We start from the raw sequence: 21,249 nt of genomic DNA, 5'->3' as shown, positions 1-21,249 counted from the left end.
GTAGATAAATGATAGCGATTTCATCAAAGGCTGTGAAGCTTATGAACATATCGTACATTTTGGTCTTTTTGGTCTCTTAGTCAGAATGTACGATATATTTATTGACAGGCCGGCCAACCCCGCCATATTGCATATCTAATTTCAGCTCGCCTTCTTTCACTAAGAAGTCTAAATACCGGCGTGCCGTGACACGGGCAATGCCGAGTGCATTGGCAACTTCCTCTGCAGACTGCGGGCCTTCCTGCAAGCCCATATAGGCTTTAATTTCATTCATCGTATGCACATTCAGCCCCTTAGGGAGCCAAGTATCCTCCTGCTTAACAGCAGGCTTTCGTATGATATCATCCAGCATCTCCTGAGAAAATTCTGCTGCTGTGCGAATTTTAGATTTAAACGCTTTATAGTTTTCAAGTGATTCTTTCATACGTTCGAACTTAAACGGCTTGATGATATAATCTCGTGCACCATTTTGAAGCATGATGCCAATGGTCTCTTTGTCCTTTGCCGCAGAAATAACGATCACATCCACCTGTATCTTTTGCTTTCTAATGTCTTGAAGCGTCTTCACGCCATCTTTTTTTGGCATATATACATCGAGGACAACAAGGTCTGGACGAATATCTTTGATCAGCTGGATGCCCTGCTCCCCATTACCTGCGACTGCCGCAACTTGAAAGCCAGGAACACTCTTAATGAACTCTTTATTCACTTCTTGCACCATCGGGTCATCTTCAATTAATAGCACCTTAATCTGAGTCATCTGTCTCTCTCCTCTATTGTCATTGGGAATTCGATTGAGAAGGTGGTACCAATGCCGATGCTTGATGTGACTTCTACATTTCCCATTCCTTTGTCGATAATCGTTTTTACAATATACAGGCCATAGCCTGTTCCGCCTTCTTTGCCGTGTGTGAAACCTTTATCGAAAATATAAGGAATCATTTCCTCTTCAATCCCGGAGCCATTGTCTTCAATTAACATCGCGAGGATATCCTCGGTTTGATCAATACTAATAGAAATGCATTTTGTATCTCTTTCTACAGTATCATACGAGGCAAAGGCGTTCTCGATCAGATTGCCAAGCAGCTTCGTCATATCATGTTGATCTAGACGCTCAGGGAAATCACGCAGACAGCTATGTTCGTCTACTTCGACCTTTATGCCTAGCTCCTTGCCCCTTCTGATTTTGCTCATCAATAATCCCGCAACGGCATCATGCTGAATGACGCGGTGAAGAAAGTCCATCACATGTTCCTGTTCTTCCGTCGTTTGAAAGGCTAGATCGAGCGCCTGATCGGGTTTACCAAGCTGAATCAGCCCGGCAATCGTATGAAGCTTGTTCATATGCTCATGGTTTTGCACCCGCAGACCGTCAACAAAGTTCTTGACTCCGGTTAACTCCTCTGCTAATTTTGCCGCTTCTGTCCGGTCCTGAAAAATGGCGACCGCTCCGATAATTTTCTTTTTCATGACAATCGGAATCCGGCTGCTCATAATCCGCTTTCCGCTCATATGAATTTCTTCATTGTAAACGGGTTCAGCGCGATCAATAATCTCAGGGAGTCTTGTGTCAGACAGCACATCCCAAATATTCCGGCCTACGACATCCCCTGTCACACCAAAAATTTGCTTCGCCTTTTCATTAAAAATGGTGATCATGTGCTGATTATCAATGGCGATGACCCCTTCATTAATAGAGTGAAAGGTTGCGGTGCGCTCCTCTAGCATTCTGACAATCTCATGCGGCTCCAGCTTAAACATTTGCTGTTTAATATGACGGGCGAGCAAAAATGAGCCTACAAGCCCAAAGCTGAGCGTCAGCAGAAGGATCATGAGGATATCCCGCTTCATTTCTCCTAATATATCGATCATACTTGGCAGCGTTCTCCCTACAAGGACAACCCCTGTTTGATTAAATTGATCATCCTTCACTGGATAAAAGGCTCTGATGGCTGTCCCAAGCTCTCCCTCTGCTTCTGAGAAATAAATATGCTCTGCAAAAGCAGGCTCTTCATCTGTCCCCTCCGAGCGCTGACCAATCCTTGTTTTTACTGGATGCGTTAATCTCACATGATCCATATCCATGACGACAATGTAGTCAGCATCTTGAATAATCCGAATCTCTTCGATGGCATGCTGTAATCGGTTACGTTCCTTTGTTTGATCAGCTAACGCCTGCTTCACCTCATTCATCTCAGCCACTGTTCTCGCCGTGTTCATGAGCCTTTTTCGAAGCTCTCGTTCCTCTGTTTGCTGGATTCCCCCAACAAGGACAATTCCTCCGATTAAAAGGGCGAAAATGACAACGAAATATGTGAGGATGGTGAGCTTCCATCTAATAGATAATTGTTGTAATTTCAATCGATTTCTCATCATTTTTCCACCTGTATCTTTACGAATTCTTCCTCGGTCAAGTATGCTTGACATAAGGGGGATCGGACGCATGAAGAATTTACTCGCCTATACACTATTGCTCATAATCGGTTTTGTAACCGCTTTATACTTTGGTTTTTATCATATGATGCCAAAATCAGCGACGACCTTTGATGATGAACAGACAGGGCTGAAGGATCAGCTTGTGTTCAAATTTAGCCATGTCGTGGCAGATAATACACCAAAAGGACTTGCCGCAAAGAAATTTGCTGAGCTTGTGCACGAAAAATCTGATGGGAAGATCAGCATTCAAATTTTCTCCAACGGGAGTCTTTATTCTGATATAGAAGAAATTAATGCACTCAAAGAGAATCAAGTTCAATTTATCTCCCCGTCTACCTCGAAGCTCGGCATGCTGTCCCCTGAGTGGCTGGCTCTTGACCTTCCCTTTGCTTTTTCTAATTATGATGCGGTTCAAGAAGGCCTACACGGTGCAATTGGACAAAGATTGTTTGGCACCCTGCAAAAAGACGGGCTAAAGGGAATGGCCTATTGGACAAATGGCTTTAAGCAAATCACCTCTAATAAAGGGCCAATCAAACAGCCTGGTGATTTAAAAAACCAATCTCTCCGCATTATGCAAAGCGATATGATTGAAAAACAATTCAAACTTCTTGGCGCAAAGCCCTATCAGGAATCGTTTAATTCAACGTTCCAGCTATTAGAGACAAAAAAAGTAGACGGTGAAGAAAATACCATTTCAAATATTTATTCAAAAAAATTCTATCATATACAAGACTATATGACGATCAGTAATCACGGGTATTTGGGCTATGTGGTCTTAACAGATCAATCCTTCTTTGAACGCCAGACACCTGAAACGAAACGAATTTTACTTGAAGCCATGGAAGAAACAACAGCTTGGAATGAAAAACATGCAGAACAGATGAACAAAGATCAGCTAGAGGACATTAAACGGGAATCGCCGATTGCCATTCATGAATTGACGCCAGCAGAAAGACAAAAATGGGTGAAAGCCCTCGATCCTTTGTATGAGGAAGCCGAAAAAACCATTAGTTCCACCCTAATCAAGCAGATTCGCGAGCTGCGTGCGCGTTATGAACATTCTCCTATCCATGCTTTTCAAGATGAGGATGAGACCAAATAAAAAATCCCTTTGAGAAAGGGATTTTTTATGCACCAGATTCACTCTGTTCTTGCTGCGTGAGCTCTTCTAATCTTGTGACAATTCTTCGCTTTCGGTATTGCATCATGCCTGTTTCGGCAATACCTTTTAGTTGTGAGCGGTTGGAAACTGCGCCAAACAAAATGCCTGCTATGGGAACAAGCTGAAACAGCTTCTTCCAGCCAAACGAATCCCGGTAATTATACACCACTTCACGCCACCCTTGGATTTGGGAAATCATGTTTTCGTGCTTTCCTTCTGAAGCTTGATAGCTCCTCAGCTCTTTTAATATAGATTTCTTCCCCACCACATCAGCAGAGTTCAGCTGTAAGCATTTTATGATGAAGACCCGCTCTTCCTTGTTTTTAGGATCATAGCCATAGGTGACGGCAATATCCTGTAATGTTTTAAGGGAGAGCCCCAGTACCGCAGGAATATCTGCTGCCAGCGTAAACATACCGCCGACACCAGTTGTCGCACCTTGTACCGTGGCGAGGTTCGTCCTGTTTTTCCCCATATGTTCACTAATGGCATCCATGATTTCAATAGGAGCTTTTTCAATATCTTCTATGCGCTGAATGGAATCATCAGCACATTTCTTTTGAAATTGATGGATGATGCCTTTTTCTGATGTCAAATAGGCACCGCCTGATTGAATGTAATGCCCCATTTCATCAAGCAGCACACCGATTTTTTTCTGAATAAAGGCAGGCGTCAGCTTGTCCAGCATTTGAAATGGAAGGCGGCTGAGTTTCTCCCAAAACCATACCTTTTGCTGGTCTTTCTCCCACTGTTCAATCTCCTTTAATTGTGCTTTTAGCCACTCTTTTTCCTCCATGCCATTTGCCTCCTTAGATGCCGCTCAAGTATTTGTTTGTTATTATACACAATCCTTGTCCATCATACGTATAGAACATTGAAGCGGTTTCGAAAGGTTTGAAACTTTTTCAAAACGGTTATTGCTTAATACACAAACAAAAAGAGGAGTGATCAACATGTTAGGATTTCTGATTTCATTAGTTGTGGCGATTGTCATCGGCCTTATTGGCAGTGCACTCGCTGGAGGTAGTGTACCAGGAGGATGGATCGGTTCAATGATTGCCGGGCTTGCAGGTGCTTGGATTGGTCATGGATTACTTGGAACGTGGGGTCCTAGTCTGGCAGGCTTTGCGATCTTTCCAGCAATCTTAGGAGCAGCGATCTTTGTCATTATCTTAAGCCTGATCTTCCGTAGTGTGGGATCAAGGGTATCTTAAAAAAAACGAATAACAGAGGAAGCAGTAGGGACACCGTCTAAGAGGCGGTGTTTTTTATGTGATGGATTGACAAGGTATCTATTTTTTTCACTTACATATGATAAACAAACCTATTAGTTCAGATAGTTGACTTTTCATGAAGATGGGCATATGATGATTAAAAATTGCATCAAGGAAACTTTTTGTGCCCAAGCAAAACTTTGTAGAATCTAGGTGATGACATATGACAAACAAATACATCGAGGCACAGGCACACATGTCAGCGGCAGCTGAACGTGCACTTGAAGGAAAGGTCAAAGGATTTAGAAGGCTCCTTCCTTTTCTCGGCCCTGCTTTTATCGCAGCCATTGCATATATTGATCCAGGAAATTTCGCCACCAACATTGCGGCTGGCTCCAAATACGGATATCTCCTTTTATGGGTCATTCTCATATCAAATCTCATGGCTTTGCTCATCCAGTCCTTATCCGCAAAGCTTGGAATCGCGACAGGTAAAAACTTACCTGAAATCGCACGTGAAGAGTTTCCAAAACCCGTTTCAATCGGTTTATGGATTCAGGGAGAGCTCGTCATTATTGCCACGGATTTAGCTGAGTTTATCGGGGCGGCACTTGGTTTATACTTGCTTTTTCGAATCCCTCTGCTTGAAGCATCTATTATCGCCGCTATCGGTTCATTTGCGATATTAGAGCTGCAAAGACGAGGCTATCGAGCATTAGAAGCAGGTATTACAGGCATGCTGTTCGTTGTCGTGATCGCTTTCGCTGTGCAAACCTTTGTCGCCAAACCAGATATCGCAAGTGTCGCTGGCGGACTTTTCATTCCAAAATTTGATGGCGCAGACAGCGTGCTGCTTGCAGCTGGAATTTTAGGTGCCACTGTGATGCCTCACGCAATCTACTTACATTCAGCTTTAACCCAAAGAAGAGTCGTCGGCAGAACGGAAAAGGAGAAAAAGCAGATTTTCCGCTTTGAGTTTTTAGATATCCTCATTGCGATGATAGTCGCCGGGGCCATCAATGCCAGCATGTTGATTGTGGCAGCCGCTTTATTTTATAAAAATGGTCTCTTTGTTGAAGATCTGGATGTTGCGTTTCAGCATTTTGGTACACTCGCAGGGCCTGTATCGGCCATCTTATTTGGTGTAGGTCTGCTTGTAGCCGGACTATCCAGCTCTTCTGTTGGTACACTGTCAGGCGATATCATTATGCAGGGCTTTATTCAATACCGAATCCCGCTATATGTCCGCCGGCTGATTACCATCATTCCCCCTATTGCGATCATTGCATCTGGGGTGAACCCGACCTCCGCGCTTGTGATGAGTCAGGTCGTCTTATCCTTTGGTATTGCCTTTGCTTTAATTCCGCTCATTTTATTTACAAGTAAAAAGCGAATTATGGGCGAATTAACGAATGCCCGCTGGGTGACAGGAATATCTTGGGTGATAGCAGCTCTTGTTGTAGCACTTAATCTTTTCTTAATTGTAGATACGTTTATGTAAAAGACAGTGTTGAGCTGTCTTTTTCTTTCCATTTGGTTATGGTAGAATTCCCCTGAGAGGATGTGGGTTCATGTTTGTTTATCAGGATCAAGAGATATCCATGCGGCTGCTTGAGCCAAGAGACGCAAGAAGTCTGTATTTGCTCATTCAGCGGTCGAGAGAGCATTTACGTGAATGGATGCTTTGGGTGGATTCAACGCAGACAGAGGAAGACAGTATGGCGTTTATCCAAGGCGCCATGCAGCAAGCGATGCAGAACAACGGTTTTCAAGCGGGCATCTGGTCACATGGAGAGCTCGTCGGCATCATTGGCACCCATCAAATTCATTGGATCAATAGAACCGTTTCAATCGGCTATTGGCTCGGAGAAGGCTATCAAGGAAAAGGCATCATGACAAAAGCCTGCAAAGCGGTCATTCGCTATTTATTTGAAGAGTGCGGACTGCACCGTATTGAGATTAGGGCTGCTGTCGACAATCAGAAAAGCAGACGCATTGCAGAGAGATTATTCTTTTCGCTTGAGGGAATATTAAGGCAATGTGAATGGCTGGGCAATCGCTTTACCGATCATTGTGTGTACGCCCTTTTACAGCCTGAATATATGAAACAAAAAACGCATTCGATGAATCAGCCTACTTAATTGTGTCGATTGCATGAATTATTTTACAAAGTGAAGCTTTGTAGTATCCGTTGTGATCGGCATCTGATAAAATAGAAGGAAAAATCGAGGTATGATGTATGTCTCTTATTATTTTATTTTACTTATGGATTGTCCCTTTGGTATTTGGTATTTTCTTCTCATTCCTAACAAAGAAAGCCACCTACAAACGCCGCTTTGTCCCATCCTATAGCATGGTAGGACTCAGCATCGTTTTTCTCATTCTGGCACTCGTCTTTTCAGCCAGCCATTTTCTATTTATTTGCGGTATGTTCCTATTTGCCACAACCCTTGTCGGCACAGGCATCCCTTTATTCTTAGCCTTTGGAAAAACAACATCCTAAACAAAAACCACCTTTTCACGATGAAAAGGTGGTTTCTTTTTTATTGAAGTGGCATTCGGTATGTCATCGTAGCATTTGGATGTTCTTCAATCGTCTTCATCATGTCTTGAAGAATCTCTGCTGCGCGATCATTTGAGTCATACTTGCCGAGCATCTTTGCCCAAGAAGTACTTCCCAAGATCATCCCTTCAATTTTTTTGCCGCTTACTGAGACTTCTTGTACATGAATTAGAGTTTGTTGGTTTTGTGTGAGGATCCATAGCATGGTTTTTTCTCCTTTTTTGTGGTGGTTGGATTAGTTTAACATATGATTTCCAATTATGTGTGGAGTGATTTGTTTTGCAAGTGCAATTGCAGTTTAAAAAACCTTGGTTCTATTAGAAAAATCAAGGTCAGAGTTTCATTCCGGCTTATTATATTTCTGAATGTATTGCTGAATGCCTGAAAACATCAAATCCTTTATTAATTCCGTATATTGATTGTAAGCATCTTCTTTTTCAATAATAATATCTAACATACTTTTTAATTTACCATCTATGATAATCACTCATTTTTTTCTCCTCCTTTGCTTTCAAAAAAAGAAACAAAACCACTTTATTCTTTTATCATATCAATCTTTACATGCCTGAAATTATTATCATTAATAAAACGATGAACCTTAATTCATCGTTTTATCTAAGCTCTCTAGTTATTTAAAAATTAATCTTCAATATAGCTTTCTGCTAGATCAATATCTTGTGTCATCTCTAATTCAGGATATTTTTCATCCAATTTACGCAAACATTTAATTAATTCCTTACTTTGTAAAATTTCTGATATGTCTTCAAACACTTCACTTATCCAATATAAATCTTCTTTACTGCAACGATCTAAATATTCTAGCGTTCTCTCTTCGTTTTCCCCAAGAATTTCTATTATTTCATCCCAACTTTTCTGTATACCATAATCATCATTTAAATCTAATTTTTTTCTTTTATCTAATACTATCTTTAATGCATTCTCAATATCCATATTGTTCCTCCATATTAAGGTTGTTTTGTAGCATCAGGAAAAATAGTTCCTACTTCCCCATTGGTTTTAATAACTCCAACCCTTACACCTTTATACTCACCAAAAATAGTCACTCCGTTTTCCACTTTTGAAAAATCAGGTGATTTAACAATTTTGGCACCAGCTGCCGCAATATCAGATTCTGTCCAGTTTTCTGGGAACCAAGATTGGTTGGAGCCTGTCCGTTTTGCTTTCACCTTATGACCAGGTACATTCCCTACCCTAACACCGTTCTCATATACTTTATTTATATTATATTCTATATTATTTTCTTGTAAGAATTTTATGTTGCTTTGTCCGTGTCCTCCACCCTTCATTTTTGAAATATCACCTGTTTTAGGGTTTGTTGTGAAATCTCCTTTATTAGAATGATTAATGCTATTTTCAGGTATTTTATTTAAACCACTTGTTCTCTTAATCCCCATCTTCCCATGAAACCCTTTCGCCCCAAACGGCAAAAGCATTCCAAGCGCCGCGTTCATACTCGCTTCCTGCTGTTCTTTCGAGACCTTATTTCCAAACATGTCTCGCCCAGTAATCGCTTCACTGAAGCCGTTTGTTGCGGTGAGACCATATAAGCCTTTTTGAGAGGTTTTTAAGGCGTCAAAGGATTTTTGCGATGTCTTGTAGACGTCGACTGCCCTGACTGCGGCTGATGTGGCTTGAGTCGTTTTATAGACGGCTTTACCACCTTTGAAAATACGGCCTGCCCAGCCGACGATTGGGATATAACCCGCGGCTGCCATTCCGCCTGCGGCGACTCGCTGACCTGCGGTGAGCTCTTCGCCTGTGATCGGGTCAACGCCTGTTGCGGCGCGTTTTGCATCGTTCACGCCAGTCAGTTCATTCACGATATTTCCGCCATAGTCGAGTGCTTTTTCATACCAAGAACGGTTGGCGAGGGCTTCTTGTTCCTTTACGATTTCTCTAGCTTCTTCTTGTTCTTTTTTAATTTTGAGATATTCAGCAGTTTGCTTCTCAATATCGCTTTTTGCCTTGTAGATTTTGCTATTTTGATACGCTTTCTTGTCGAAATTCATCGGCGAAATGGATTTTCCGTCATTTGTCGCATTCATCATTTCTGCGTACAATGCCATTGTAGCTTGCTGCTCCGTCTCTGACAAAGCATATTCATCTTTTAAATTTTGATCAAACTCTCTTAGGTCTTTTACTGTCTTTTTTCGCTCGTCTTCCGCATCTGCAATCTTTTCATCAAAGCTTTGACTATCAAATACCTCTAGAGAAATGAGGTCGTCGATGTCTTGAAAAATCGTTTTGAGTGCCTTTTTTTGATCCTTTACAATGCTTTTGGCATTTTTGATGCCCATATGTACAGCGTTGTCTAAAAAGTGTTCTTCTACGAAGGTATCGCCGCCAAAGTTTGTATCATCGAGTGTCCCAGAAACACCTTCATGAAAGGCTTTTTGCTTATCAATGAAGCTGATAAACATATCTACATTTCCAGCGAGCTCTTTGTAGAAGCTTTTAATGTTATCGGCACCTTTCCCAGTGAAGTCGTCACCAAGATTAGAAACACCTTGTAATGCTTTTTTTAAATCTACCATTTGTTCGCGGAGTTCCTGGTAGTGTTTTACCCTTGCGTCCATGGCACTTGTTAGTGCTTTTGCATCAAGTATCTTGCCCAGAAGAAGTCACTCCCTCCATTATTGATCATAAAGTCTATTTTACCTTTCTCATCGAATTGGAAAAATAGGCTTTAAGTTACAAAATTAATTTCCAAATATTTTAATAGAGATGAAGGCAAGTGACAATTGAAATGATTTCCCTAATCATCACAAAAAAAGTCAGCCTTCTTTTCAGAAGACCGACTACCTTGTGTTTAGAAAAAGCGTTTGAGGCTTTTCTTGAGTGGAGGGATATCCAGCTCACCTTTTTCAAAGAATTTTTTCAATAAATATTTACTGAAGCCTGCTGCTTGGGTGTACGTGATTTTTCCAGGTAACGGGGGTTCATTGGCGACAGTGACATCAATAATGACTGGTTTATCCGATTGAAGGGCTGTATCAAAGGCTGGAGCTAGTTCTTCATGTGATGACACGGAGATTCCTTTGCCGCCACATGCTTCTGCAAACTTAGCAAAATCAATATCCTCTAGCTCTATACCATAATTGATGTTTCCTTTTACCTGTTGTTCATATTCAATCATTCCCAGGTTGTTGTTGTTTAAGATCACGACAACGATCGGCAGCTTATATTTTACAGCTGTCACAAAGTCTTGCATGACCATTGTGAAGCCTCCATCACCACAGACAGCAATGGCTTGTCGGTTCGGTTCATTTAACTTAGCCGAAATCGCACCAGGTAAACCACAGCCCATTGTGGCAAGCCAGCTGGAGATAATGAAATCCTGCTGTTTCATTTCGAAATGACGTGCCATCCAGACCGTCACATTACCAACATCAACTGAAAGAATAGCGTCGTCTTCGACTGCTTCTTCTAATCTAGCAATGACTTGCTGTGGTTTAATCGGTGAAGTAGCAACGGATTTTTCCTTATCCATTTCTTCTCGCCACTTCATCATATGCTCTGTACAAGCTTCAAGAAAACCACGCTGCTCTTTATATTCAATGTAGGAAGTCAGTTCATGCAAACCACTCTTGCTGTCGCTCACGATTCCCACATCTACCGGATATCTTTTACCGATTTGATCTGGTTTAATATCCAGTTGAATGGCTGGCGTGTCCTCTGGTAAGTAGTCTCTATATGGAAAGGAGGTTCCAAGCATAATTAAGAGATCACATTCTTCCATCGCTTCATATGCCGGCTTCGTTCCAATTTGACCTAGGTTACCTAAAAAGTATGGATGCCTGTCTGGCACAACCCCTTTTGCAGGGAGTGTGATGACGATAGGAGCAGCTGCCTTTTCTGCAAATGAAAGAAGCTCTTCTTTTGCATGTCTTAATCCTTTACCTGCTAAGATGACTGGCTTCTTCGCATTGTTAATCAGCTGAGCTGCCTTTAGCAGTTGATCTTTCTTTGGCCGTACTTCTCCCTCAACATAAAGAGGAGATGTATAAACGGGTTTACGCTTAATTTTTTGAGAAAATAAGTCATCCGATACGGTGAGAACTGCCACACCTTTATGGGTATAAGCTGCTTTGATGGCTTGATTCAATAAGTCAGGCAGCGCTTCTGCCGTCTGTACCTGCTGATTAAAGACAGCGACATCATCAAACATCCGCTCTAATTTGATTTCTTGGAATGTGTCTCTGCCTACTTCGGCCGAAGCAACCTGTCCTGCAATTGCTAAAACTGGTGCACCATCTGCTTTTGCATCATATAGTCCATTTAATAAGTGGACAGCACCCGGTCCAGCGATTGATAAGCAGACACCGAGTTTACCTGTTAGTTTGGCATCAGCCGCCGCTGAAAGTGCTGCCACTTCTTCATGTCTCGTTTGTATAAATTGTATTTGGCTTGATTCATGTCTAAGTTCTTCAATCAATTCGTTTATGCTGTCGCCGGGCATTCCATAAATATGTTTCACGCCCCACTCTTCCAGTAGCGCTGTTACTTCTTTTCCTGCGGTTCTTTGCGGCATGTGAGAAAACTCCTTTTTTCTTACTCCATACCACCGCATCCTTTTGATCAAACGTTTCAACTTGCTTTTGCTACTTTTTAAAATGATATGGAAGGGTCGCCACCACAATATCACGCTTCCATAATAGGCGGAATCTTAATAAAAAGGCAGATTGATTATGCAAAATGGTGTGCCATCTTTTTTTCGGGATAAATTGAGGCACGAGCACCATCACTTTATATTGATGCGCATTTGCTTTTGCCTCAATGGTTTCAAGAAATTTATCAAGCGGGTGAATGAGACTTCGATAGGAAGAATGCAGCATCACAAGCCGTACACCGCTGTTTAGTTTTTCCCAATCCTCTTCAATTTTCTTATCCTTTTCTTTATCAAAGGATACATGAACCGCTATGACTTGATCTGACAAAGACCTTGCATATTGGACAGATTGTTCGACGACACGTGTTACACCTGCTATCGGTACGATGACCACATTCCCTTTAATCTCAACAGGCTCTGTTTCATTCAATAAACGCAGTTGTTCTCCAACAGACAGGTAATGCTTTTTAATGGAATGAAAGATAAATAGAACAATAGGCATGAAAACAAATACTGGCCATACGAGATGGAACTTGGTCAAAATGAGTATCATGAAAACTGTAAAAGAAATCAGTGCTCCGACTATATTGATTGGCATTTTCGTTTTCCAGCCCTGCGGTTTTTCTCGAATCCACTTCACACACATGCCGGTCTGCGACAGGGTAAATGGAATGAACACACCGACAGCATATAGCGGGATGAGGTGTTCTGTTTTCCCATCAAACAACCAAATGAGCAGCATAGAGGCTACGCCTAAAAAGATAATGCCATTGGAGTAACCAAGCCGATCTCCTCTTACAGTAAACATACGCGGCATATATTTATCCTTTGCTAAATTGACAGCCAATAAAGGAAAGGCTGAAAAGCCGGTATTTGCCGCTAATATTAAGATTAGCGCTGTGACAGCCTGAATCACGTAATAGAAAAACGTACGTCCAAAAGTGTCTGATGCAATTTGTGATACAACCGTTTCTTCTGGCTTTGGCGAGATGCCGAAACCAAACGCAAGCAATGTGACTCCCACAAATAAAACGGCTAGTAATCCACCCATCATCAATAATGTTCTTGCTGCATTTTGAGCAGCTGGTTTTTTAAAGGATGGAATGGTATTTGAAATGGCTTCTACTCCAGTCAGAGCAGAACAGCCAGATGAAAAAGCTTTTAATAACAGAAATAATGTAATGCCTTGTACGTGTGTGCCTACCGCTGCATGCTCAGGTGCTGGCGGTACGCCGCCTGTTAACAATTTAAATCCGCCGACTCCAATTAATATAAGGAGTGAAAATACAAACAAGTAGACAGGATAAGCCAAAATAGATGCCGATTCTGTCAATCCACGAAGGTTGAGCACCATAATCACGATGACCAATACAATTGAGATCAAGACATGATATGGATATAGTGCTGGAAAAGCCGATGTGATGGCATCAGTACCCGCTGATATGCTCACTGCTACAGTCAAAATATAGTCTACAAGCAATGATCCACCAGCGATCAATCCTGGTTTTTCACCTAGGTTTCTGCTAGAGACAACATATGCCCCTCCGCCTTCTGGATAAGCATAAATGATCTGGCGGTAAGATAGAATTAACGCCATTAAAAGAATTAATACGCAACCTGCAATCGGGAGTGAGTACCAAAATGCTGCTGCACTAACCACGGAAAGAACAATTAAAATTTGTTCTGTACCGTATGCAACTGATGACAATGCGTCTGATGACAATAATGCCAACGCTTTGATTTTTGATAGTTTTTGTTCTCCTGCTGCCTGTGATTTTAATGGTTTACCAATTAAAATACGCTTCATCAAACTGTACATGTGATGCCCGCTCCTTTAGTGTCAAACGATTTAAATTACAAAAGATGGATCGCCAAAAAGACACAGAGGCAATAGAATGCCCTGTGCCTATTGTTTAGATCACAGGTTGGTCTTTGCTCTCTTTAACGCTTACGAGGTTAGCTGACGGATTCGGGCGCATGAGACTTTGCCCTACCTAAAAAGGATTCACCCCACGTGGTGCTTTCCACCACAATTGGTTCCCCCGCTCATCGAAATGATTCAGCGATTGGTCTTTTATAAAAGAGATCATACTCCCGTTTGACACCAAAGTAAAGAGATTTTTTCAAGGTCTTTTGACCGTTTATCACTCAGTTTTTTTGCGATTTTTTCGTACGAAATAAACAATCATCATCACCACAAAAATGATCAGTACAGCGATACACGCAAAGTAAATCCAAGACTCACCACCGCCTTGCTTTTTACCTTTTTTCAGATCATTTGTTGTGCTGCTGACTGTTTGGTGATTAGAGAACATCTCTTTGTTTTTGCTTTCTATTGCAACTGTTGCGGTCTCCGTATTTGTTTGAAGGAAACGTATCATATCATTTGAAACATCAGCGTCAGCTGCAGTCATTCCTGCAAAAACGGTCATTGTTTGTTCTTTATTCCATACAGATGGCTGCGTCCATACAATACGAGCTGTGGTTTCGTTGATCATGCCAAATGAGGATACATCATATTGACCCTTTTTCGCTGGAACGATGAGATCGTCTGCTTTTTCTTTTAAAAGAGAGAATGTCTGGATGCCCCCGATGAAAATGAGAGAGTTCTTTTTCAATTGTTCATTTGTCACATTCGATGCTTTGATCAAATGATATTGAGCAGCTTCCGGCTGACTAAATGATTCTGTCAGCATCGCCATTTGATTGATCGTTGCTTGCTTGATTTGATCTGGCATGATGATCAATGTGTTTCCTTGCTGTGTTTTTGAAGTGTAAGGAAGCGGCCATGCGGCTAAATCCGGTGTATCACTATTTGTTCCTTCTGGTATTTGAAGAGAGCTGTTCTTGTCAATGTAAATCCAGCCTTCTTCATCCGTATGTCTGCACGATTCCATGCTTTTAAAACCCGTTGTGACAAATTGCAAGTCCACATACTCGTTCTTTTGAAGTACTTGCGAGTCTACTGGAATGGACACATGATAGAATCCATTCTCATCTTTGTTTCCTAGTTTTGTTAACGGTATGTCGTGCGGTTCGTTATTGATCATCACTGTTAGACGTTCCGCTTTGTTCGCTGGATCCGATTTTTTAAATGATAGATTTAGTTTTGCACCTGATTTTTGTTGAGCGATTAATGCTTTCGGATAATAGTAGTGATCAGATGCCGTCTTTTTGGTTCCAACTGTGACATCATCTCCGCCAAAATCTATTAAACGAATATGATGCGATGGCTTAGAAGCATTAGCTGTCACCTTTTGCAGCAGCAGGTCGGTACCAGTGAGCTGACCCGTCAGTTCAGGTTGAGTCAGGACACTGATTTTTTCAGCAATTGTCCTTGGCTGTTCAGCAGAGACAAATAAAATGGGCTGTTCTTTTTTCTTTGCTGTCAGGGTTCTCACCGCTAACGTAAGTTGATTGCTTTCTGTTTTAATCCCCGCAGCTTGCTCGATCGATTTCATACGTCCTTTCCAGCTTCCTTTTGCTCCCACAGCAATGGTTGGATGCGCAATTTGCTTGAGGTCCTTTTCTTGAACGAGTTTGAGGTCTGCTAGACGGTCTTTGTTTTTCAACGTACGATAGATTTTCATAGCCGCTTCTAATTCAGCCGCTTCCGGTGTATTTGGAATCACAATATCTGTTTGTTCTTTCTGCTCACTTGATGGAATAAAAGGTGAAGGGAAGCTGTCTAACGTCACGTCTTTCGTTTGAGCTCCTTTAAACGCCAGCTCACTTTCAGGATATACTTTCAGCCAATTGGCAGGTGTCTCTTGGTTGATACACACACCTTCTTTTAACACACCATAAAATGCGAGCTGAATTTGATGAGATCCTTTTTTCAATTGCGCTTTGTTCAATTTGATTTGAATCGATTTTTTTTGGTTTTTCCCTGATACAGGGATTGTCTTTTCAATCTCTCCATCGATCATCACTGTGAAAGACGATGGCGAAATGAGTAATGGTGAAGCCTCTATATTTAATGTAAGAGTGCTAGACTCTACTTTTTCTTTCTCCATTTGATAGGAAAATTCAGTGCGGTCTTCTTGTCCATACAAGGTCACCACATCTTCTGATAGATGTTGCGTTTCTGTTTGACTTCCTTTTGATGAGCGAACCCAATCGTCTTTCACTTGTACTCGATTGGATTGCGCCATTGCTTGACTTGCCATGAAAAAAGGCTGAATAGCAAGGGATAGCGCTAATATAAAAATCATCCATTTGACCGATTTCAATTTGTCACCCGCTTTTCTTTTGTTGTTGATCGTAACGCTCCGTTTTGTACCATTTCACTTCTTGTTTCAATAATCGGCTCTTCACCTCTACACATAAGGAGTACACGACAAGCGCAATCCATACTTGAGAATAGGTGAAGTACATGAGGACCACAATGAGAATGTTTTGTTTGGTGAGCTCTGTTTTCTCAATACTTAATGTAATCATCACTTCTGTTAGAAAGAGGAAGAAGGCTAATCCCCACAGGATCAGTGCGACAGCCCCTACAGATAAGTGAAGGTCAACAAATAGGTTCACAATAAAGATGCCATTTGAGAGCAGAACACCGAAGAAAAATAAGAAATACGTAAAGAAGAAATAAAACAAATCGAAAATCATTCGTTTTCGTTTCAGCTTCATAAACTGCCTTAAAAATTTGAGTACAACATATTGATTCCCTCTAGCCCAGCGCGTTCTTTGCCGCCACCAGACCTTCCATGTCTCAGGCTCTTGTTCCCATGTGATCGCAGCTGGGAAAAATCGAATCACATATCCAAGGTTATACACACGGATCGTTAATTCGGTGTCCTCGGCCAAAGCTTGGACATCCCAGCCGCCGAGTTCTTCTAAAATGTGCCGGCGGATGGCGAAGTTGGTGCCTGGTATTGTCGCAATCCCAAACCACTTCCATCTCCCGCCCTGCGCCATCCATTGGAAGCAGATGGTCTCAATATTAATAAATTTGGTCAGCAAATTTTTGGCTGCATTGATCACTCTGAATTTCCCGACAACAGCGCCTGCTTTTGGGTCATTCAATAACCCAAGAACCAAATGATAGACAGCCTTTTGTTCCGGCATGTTATCTGCATCGTATACGCAAATCACTTCTCCTGTCGAAGCCTTCAAGCCTTCATTCAGTGCAGTGGATTTTCCCTTCCCTGCAAATGGCGGCTTTGTTTCAACCATATGGACATGATCATATTGCTCACTGAATGATTGCACAATATCTCCTGTGCGATCAGAGGAATTGTCATTAATCACAATGATTTCAAGGAGGTGTTTAGGATAAGATAGCTGGACCATCGCTTTTAACGTCTGCCGAATGACAATTTCTTCATTATGAGCAGGAATCAGGATACTGACGGTTGGCAGCTCTTTCCCTTGTTTTGTCCATTTAGGCAGCACTTTTTCATAGGTGAGGTAATGCTGAAAGCCGCCCTGCATGAGAAACATGTGGTATAGGAGCATAGTCCAAATCAGTAGTAATGAAAGATAAAATAAGACATCAGCCACCTAATTTTCTCTCCTTAAAAATTCGTTTTTTCATTGTCAGTCTTAAATACAATGTGTATAAAGAAAATGCCGCAATGAATAGCATCACCACGACTGTAAGAATTCGCAGCATATTTTCTATGCCGCTTCGTTTGACTGTTTTTGTTTCGGCTATGTCGGATTGCTCTACTTGAATATGTCCATTCCCTGATGTTTGGATTTTTACATGTGCAGTTTGGACCGTCTGTTTTGTTTTCTTTAAATCCAGCCATTCACTAGAAGGGATTGCCTCCATCTGTGTTATCAGCTCCTGTAATCCGGCTATTCCTGATTCTACATCATAGGACAGTCCGATTGCGGCTGATTGAAGATGCTGCATGGATTGAATCGTCTGTTCAGTTAAAACATTTGAATATTCTTGGTCAGACGCTGTCTCTACTGGTCGCTGAGGATATAGGGTCATTCCATGTAACATGGCAGGAGACGTCACCAGCGGCGGTGCACCGACTGTTTTCCAAGTGCGGTCTGACAGCTGCACCTGTCCAAATAGACTGGACACATGCCTTGAAATCACTTCATAACCTTGTTGAGATATGGTATCATGCGGCACCTCGAATGCAAGTGGATATAGACCTTGCTGGGCAAGAAGCTCGATGCCCTTTGTCAGTTTTTCTTCTGTATAGGCGGTTTCTTGCTGCTGATTCGATCTGGTATAAGCATTAAAGTCTTTTTCATTTGGGAACTGACTTTTACTCCGTTTCTTCTCAGTTTTTTTGGGATCATTTGACGTGATGGACTGATCATACTTTGCATCCCAGAACTCAAAGATCTGACCAGATTCCTCCGTTCGATACGTACGGCTAAAGCCATGAAGAATGATACTCGCTCCATTGCCTTGCAATTGTTTTAACACATTCACGAGCTTCGGGCGGTCACTCAGTGTGACTTCATCACCTGTTTCTCGATCCATCCAAACAGGAGTCACTGCGATCTGAAAAGGAATATGCCGTGCGGATACGTATTGTCCAAGTTCAAGCAGCTTCTTCTCGTCACTTGCTGGACTGATGTTCCCGAGCATTAAGTATTTTGTCGTCATTTGCACAGAAGTTGGCATGTATTTTTCTAGCACTTCTGCAAGAAGCTTGTTGTGCTGCACGACATCTAAGATTCCGATATATGCCGCACCTTCTTTTGTTTGAATCACAAATGGCAGATCAGATTGACGTTTCTTCACTAGAAATTCATTTTGCAAGTCTGCCCCTTGAACCGTTAACGCATTGATACTTCTCTCTAGCTGACGGTATGTCTGATCATGTGTATGTTTCATTTGACTGGTATGATCTTGTTTGTGAAAAGTAAGCTTGGAGAATGGGCGAAGCTGTTCCGCATTGTATCCAATGGCGATGAATTGCTGTGATTCGTTCAACGCACGAATGGTTTGTTTTGGCAAGGTTCTCTTTATTTCACCGAGATAAATGACTTGCTGAAATTCATTGATCCTCTTTTCAGCCAAATGTTCATCGGATACAATCGTCGTCTGTTTGGAAAAATGACCGGCGAGTAGATCCAGCATATGAACGGCTGCAGTCACTTCATCCGATTGTGTGGAATAAACGATCAGGGTATTTGGCTGCGTGACAAGAGCATCGGCTGAAGCCATGTGTTTCAACGAAAGAATCGAAAAAAGCGCGATCATCAAACAACATTTCATCAAAGAATTAAAGTTCATTCATCATCATCTCGTTTTCTAGTTCTTCTAAAAATTGCTCTGGCGTTCGATAATCCGAGCTGCTTGTTAAATGACAGACATGAAATGTCAAGGTCACTTCACGACCGTTTAACAGGACATGCGGTTGCAGTTTATTCTTTAGCTTATCAAGGACAACTGACACGTTTTCTTCTGGTGTGTGAGTTAGCAGCAAGCCCATTCGCTCTTCGGATAATCGAAATTTCTTATCGGTTTCTCTTACGCTTTCGCGGATCTTGAGACTTAATTGCTGAAATAGGTGCTGCATTTCTTTTTCTCCATATAACGATTTGAATTCCGCTGCGTAATTCATATGAAGAAGAATAAAGACAAATGGCTGTTTGTACCGTTCTGCCCGTTTCATTTCCTCGGACAATTCGAGCTTCATCCGCTCAGCATTGTCAAATCCTGTTGTCGAATCAATCGCCACAAATTGTTTGATGGCCTGCTTTTGTTGTTCAATGGTGTGACGCAGCATCTTGATCCGTTCATGCAAGCTTCCCGCTGAAATAGCGAAAAAAAGAAGTGCTACGCCCCAAATCACTACATCTTGCAATGTTTGATTTGAAAAAAGGGGATTTTCATGACCAAGCTCTGTAAAGAACATGGCGCTTCCTATAAAGAACAAAATAAGCAAGGTGAAAATTAATGCTGGTAGGATACCAAATAAAATACCGCAGCCTAACACGACAAATGTCAGTGCGATGATCATAAAGCTCTCCGCATCTTGTACGTTGAGATAGCCCATAAACAAAATAAGGCCTGCAAACGTGAGGAGCAGAGAATAGTACAAGCGATACGTGTTACTGAACAACCGATTCATTTAGAAGCTCCCTTTCTGCAATCAGAGGCAATAAGTTATCAAATGAGTGTGTGTCTTTTTCGTTCATATATCCTCCGTAATAAGGCTTGAGAGGATCTTGAGTTTGTAATTCTTTCATGCGGTGATAAACAGCCTTTGCAAATTCAAGCTCGTTTTGTTTAAGGGCATACAATAGGACAAGTGCATATACCGAAGGCGATTCATACGTCACAGATGGCTGCAATGTGCTCAGCTTATATCTCCCGTACAGTTTTCCTTCTTGTTTAAAAGTCGTTTTAAGCCATTTCATGATCGCAGACGTATTAACCTTTGCATGATGGGCATATAGAGCCGTATAGAGTTGATCGATCATATTGATTTCTCGATCAAACGAATAGGTTTTTTTCTTTATGTCATAGGATTTAGGAAAGAATCCTTTTTTTCTCGGTGCTTGTTTTAGAATGGCTAATTGGTTACTGGTCATTTGTTTCGTGAATATTTGGAGGGATTCCAATTCTTTGATTGCTTTTGGGTCTATATAAGAGAGTGTGATTGTGTGTGAAGTTCGATTTGTTGATGCATCATAATAATCGGACAATATGCCTTTGAACATGTTTTTTTCTTTTAACGCTTGAGCGATTTCTTTTGCTGTCGTTTGATACGCTGACTTCTTCCACAAACGATTTGCCTTTTGAAGTGCCGCCACTACACGTAAATCATCAACTAAAGCATTGGCCTTACTTTTTTGCTCAGATTCAATTTGCCAGCTGAGAAGATGATGGTCTAGTAAAAATTGATCTTGTAGAACACCCAACTGTTGGTCAAATAAATTTTGATCTTTTTTTCGAACAAGATAATCCATCCAAAGTCCGAGTGATTCAGATAAGTAGATGTGCTGCTCTGCAAAAGAGGTACGAATCAAGCCTTGATCTGTCATTAAGTGGTGAGTGATAAAATATTCTCCAGGCAATACAGGCTGTGGCGATACTGGATCAGCTGATTCTTTCTGCTGCTTCCAGGTACATCCGCCTAGTAGAATGACAATGAGTAAAACAATTGCTGTACGATATATGCGTGTATGCATTCGTGTCCCCTTTCAACTCCCCGTTCTCTAAGCATCTAACGATTTATTATAGAGCGTTTTTGTTTAAATTTAAATAAATATTTTATACCAAATTACGAGTCTTTTCGCATATTTATTCCCATTT

Annotated in this window: 19 protein-coding genes and 1 riboswitch; of the genes, 5 read left to right on the top strand and 14 right to left on the bottom strand. The window is 41.5% G+C overall.

The window, feature by feature from the left end; genetic code table 11:
• Positions 1–76: 76 nt before the first annotated feature.
• Positions 77–760, bottom strand: a complete 684-nt coding sequence (locus MKZ03_RS02340) for a response regulator (protein WP_341030785.1) — start codon at positions 758–760, stop codon at positions 77–79.
• Positions 757–2,376, bottom strand: coding sequence for an ATP-binding protein (locus MKZ03_RS02335; RefSeq protein ID WP_445662022.1), 1,620 nt, complete (start codon positions 2,374–2,376; stop codon positions 757–759). Before MKZ03_RS02335 ends, MKZ03_RS02340 begins: the two co-directional genes overlap by 4 nt.
• A 67-nt stretch (positions 2,377–2,443) precedes the next feature.
• On the opposite strand from MKZ03_RS02335, the gene MKZ03_RS02330 reads away from it, so the two are divergent.
• Positions 2,444–3,541, top strand: coding sequence for a DctP family TRAP transporter solute-binding subunit (locus MKZ03_RS02330; protein WP_341030783.1), 1,098 nt, complete (start codon positions 2,444–2,446; stop codon positions 3,539–3,541).
• Between the two features lie 25 nt (positions 3,542–3,566).
• On the opposite strand, the gene MKZ03_RS02325 is transcribed toward MKZ03_RS02330, so the two are convergent.
• Positions 3,567–4,397, bottom strand: a complete 831-nt coding sequence (locus tag MKZ03_RS02325) for an EcsC family protein (protein WP_106031665.1) — start codon at positions 4,395–4,397, stop codon at positions 3,567–3,569.
• Positions 4,398–4,554: 157 nt separating this feature from the next.
• Between MKZ03_RS02325 and MKZ03_RS02320 the strand changes: the two genes are divergently transcribed.
• The 4 genes from MKZ03_RS02320 to MKZ03_RS02305 all read left to right on the top strand — a co-directional run bounded on the left by MKZ03_RS02320 (position 4,555) and on the right by MKZ03_RS02305 (position 7,318).
• Positions 4,555–4,815 (top strand): GlsB/YeaQ/YmgE family stress response membrane protein, encoded by a 261-nt coding sequence (locus MKZ03_RS02320; RefSeq protein ID WP_034663984.1) that lies wholly within the window; start codon positions 4,555–4,557, stop codon positions 4,813–4,815.
• Positions 4,816–5,038: 223 nt separating this feature from the next.
• Positions 5,039–6,316, top strand: coding sequence for an Nramp family divalent metal transporter (locus tag MKZ03_RS02315; protein WP_034663985.1), 1,278 nt, complete (start codon positions 5,039–5,041; stop codon positions 6,314–6,316).
• A 70-nt stretch (positions 6,317–6,386) separates the two neighbouring features.
• Positions 6,387–6,956 (top strand): GNAT family N-acetyltransferase, encoded by a 570-nt coding sequence (locus tag MKZ03_RS02310; RefSeq protein WP_340971731.1) that lies wholly within the window; start codon positions 6,387–6,389, stop codon positions 6,954–6,956.
• Between the two features lie 98 nt (positions 6,957–7,054).
• Positions 7,055–7,318, top strand: a complete 264-nt coding sequence (locus tag MKZ03_RS02305) for a response regulator (protein WP_341030780.1) — start codon at positions 7,055–7,057, stop codon at positions 7,316–7,318.
• A 40-nt stretch (positions 7,319–7,358) separates the two neighbouring features.
• Here MKZ03_RS02305 and MKZ03_RS02300 read toward each other — a convergent pair whose 3' ends face one another.
• The 11 genes from MKZ03_RS02300 to MKZ03_RS02250 all read right to left on the bottom strand — a co-directional run bounded on the left by MKZ03_RS02300 (position 7,359) and on the right by MKZ03_RS02250 (position 21,125).
• Positions 7,359–7,583 (bottom strand): hypothetical protein, encoded by a 225-nt coding sequence (locus MKZ03_RS02300; RefSeq protein ID WP_003214145.1) that lies wholly within the window; start codon positions 7,581–7,583, stop codon positions 7,359–7,361.
• Positions 7,584–7,718: 135 nt separating this feature from the next.
• Positions 7,719–7,865, bottom strand: coding sequence for a hypothetical protein (locus tag MKZ03_RS02295; RefSeq protein WP_334750820.1), 147 nt, complete (start codon positions 7,863–7,865; stop codon positions 7,719–7,721).
• 152 nt (positions 7,866–8,017) lie between these two features.
• Positions 8,018–8,329, bottom strand: coding sequence for a hypothetical protein (locus MKZ03_RS02290; RefSeq protein WP_106043484.1), 312 nt, complete (start codon positions 8,327–8,329; stop codon positions 8,018–8,020).
• A 14-nt stretch (positions 8,330–8,343) separates the two neighbouring features.
• Entirely contained in the window at positions 8,344–10,014 is a 1,671-nt protein-coding gene (locus tag MKZ03_RS02285; protein ID WP_341032602.1) for a T7SS effector LXG polymorphic toxin, read from the bottom strand.
• Between the two features lie 194 nt (positions 10,015–10,208).
• Entirely contained in the window at positions 10,209–11,930 is a 1,722-nt protein-coding gene (locus tag MKZ03_RS02280; protein ID WP_341030778.1) for a pyruvate oxidase, read from the bottom strand.
• Between the two features lie 70 nt (positions 11,931–12,000).
• The gene (locus tag MKZ03_RS02275; RefSeq protein WP_034663998.1) at positions 12,001–13,827 is read right to left on the bottom strand and encodes an APC family permease; all 1,827 of its coding nucleotides are present in this window, start codon (positions 13,825–13,827) and stop codon (positions 12,001–12,003) included.
• Positions 13,828–13,938: 111 nt separating this feature from the next.
• A riboswitch (cyclic di-AMP (ydaO/yuaA leader) is annotated at positions 13,939–14,083 on the bottom strand.
• 69 nt (positions 14,084–14,152) lie between these two features.
• Positions 14,153–16,240 (bottom strand): cellulose biosynthesis cyclic di-GMP-binding regulatory protein BcsB, encoded by a 2,088-nt coding sequence (locus tag MKZ03_RS02270; protein ID WP_341030777.1) that lies wholly within the window; start codon positions 16,238–16,240, stop codon positions 14,153–14,155.
• Between the two features lie 4 nt (positions 16,241–16,244).
• Positions 16,245–17,468 carry a glycosyltransferase family 2 protein gene (locus MKZ03_RS02265; protein WP_370876301.1) on the bottom strand — a complete coding sequence of 408 codons (1,224 nt, stop codon included), beginning with the start codon at positions 17,466–17,468 and terminating at the stop codon, positions 16,245–16,247.
• Between the two features lie 37 nt (positions 17,469–17,505).
• Positions 17,506–19,221 (bottom strand): DUF2334 domain-containing protein, encoded by a 1,716-nt coding sequence (locus tag MKZ03_RS02260; RefSeq protein WP_341030775.1) that lies wholly within the window; start codon positions 19,219–19,221, stop codon positions 17,506–17,508.
• A complete protein-coding gene (locus MKZ03_RS02255; RefSeq protein ID WP_341030774.1) occupies positions 19,211–20,062 on the bottom strand; it encodes a GGDEF domain-containing protein in 852 nt (283 codons plus the stop codon). Before MKZ03_RS02255 ends, MKZ03_RS02260 begins: the two co-directional genes overlap by 11 nt.
• Entirely contained in the window at positions 20,043–21,125 is a 1,083-nt protein-coding gene (locus MKZ03_RS02250; protein ID WP_341030773.1) for a glycosyl hydrolase family 8, read from the bottom strand. Before MKZ03_RS02250 ends, MKZ03_RS02255 begins: the two co-directional genes overlap by 20 nt.
• Between the last annotated feature and the right edge of the window lie 124 nt (positions 21,126–21,249).

Source organism: Bacillus sp. FSL R5-0431 (assembly GCF_038002985.1).
Taxonomy (GTDB): Bacteria; Bacillota; Bacilli; order Bacillales; family Bacillaceae; genus Bacillus.
Note: the sequence above shows the minus strand (reverse complement) of the source record. Positions and strands in the feature narration are given on the sequence as shown.

What these genes read in the sequence shown, in the direction of transcription:
- MKZ03_RS02340 (WP_341030785.1), bottom strand. Translation starts at nt 760, where the DNA reads ATGACTCAGATTAAGGTGCTATTAATTGAAGATGACCCGATGGTGCAA.
- MKZ03_RS02335 (WP_445662022.1), bottom strand. Translation starts at nt 2,376, where the DNA reads ATGATGAGAAATCGATTGAAATTACAACAATTATCTATTAGATGGAAG.
- MKZ03_RS02330 (WP_341030783.1), top strand. Translation starts at nt 2,444, where the DNA reads ATGAAGAATTTACTCGCCTATACACTATTGCTCATAATCGGTTTTGTA.
- MKZ03_RS02325 (WP_106031665.1), bottom strand. Translation starts at nt 4,397, where the DNA reads ATGGAGGAAAAAGAGTGGCTAAAAGCACAATTAAAGGAGATTGAACAG.
- MKZ03_RS02320 (WP_034663984.1), top strand. Translation starts at nt 4,555, where the DNA reads ATGTTAGGATTTCTGATTTCATTAGTTGTGGCGATTGTCATCGGCCTT.
- MKZ03_RS02315 (WP_034663985.1), top strand. Translation starts at nt 5,039, where the DNA reads ATGACAAACAAATACATCGAGGCACAGGCACACATGTCAGCGGCAGCT.
- MKZ03_RS02310 (WP_340971731.1), top strand. Translation starts at nt 6,387, where the DNA reads ATGTTTGTTTATCAGGATCAAGAGATATCCATGCGGCTGCTTGAGCCA.
- MKZ03_RS02305 (WP_341030780.1), top strand. Translation starts at nt 7,055, where the DNA reads ATGTCTCTTATTATTTTATTTTACTTATGGATTGTCCCTTTGGTATTT.
- MKZ03_RS02300 (WP_003214145.1), bottom strand. Translation starts at nt 7,583, where the DNA reads ATGCTATGGATCCTCACACAAAACCAACAAACTCTAATTCATGTACAA.
- MKZ03_RS02290 (WP_106043484.1), bottom strand. Translation starts at nt 8,329, where the DNA reads ATGGATATTGAGAATGCATTAAAGATAGTATTAGATAAAAGAAAAAAA.
- MKZ03_RS02280 (WP_341030778.1), bottom strand. Translation starts at nt 11,930, where the DNA reads ATGCCGCAAAGAACCGCAGGAAAAGAAGTAACAGCGCTACTGGAAGAG.
- MKZ03_RS02275 (WP_034663998.1), bottom strand. Translation starts at nt 13,827, where the DNA reads ATGTACAGTTTGATGAAGCGTATTTTAATTGGTAAACCATTAAAATCA.
- MKZ03_RS02265 (WP_370876301.1), bottom strand. Translation starts at nt 17,468, where the DNA reads ATGCTCCTATACCACATGTTTCTCATGCAGGGCGGCTTTCAGCATTAC.
- MKZ03_RS02260 (WP_341030775.1), bottom strand. Translation starts at nt 19,221, where the DNA reads ATGAACTTTAATTCTTTGATGAAATGTTGTTTGATGATCGCGCTTTTT.
- MKZ03_RS02255 (WP_341030774.1), bottom strand. Translation starts at nt 20,062, where the DNA reads ATGAATCGGTTGTTCAGTAACACGTATCGCTTGTACTATTCTCTGCTC.
- MKZ03_RS02250 (WP_341030773.1), bottom strand. Translation starts at nt 21,125, where the DNA reads ATGCATACACGCATATATCGTACAGCAATTGTTTTACTCATTGTCATT.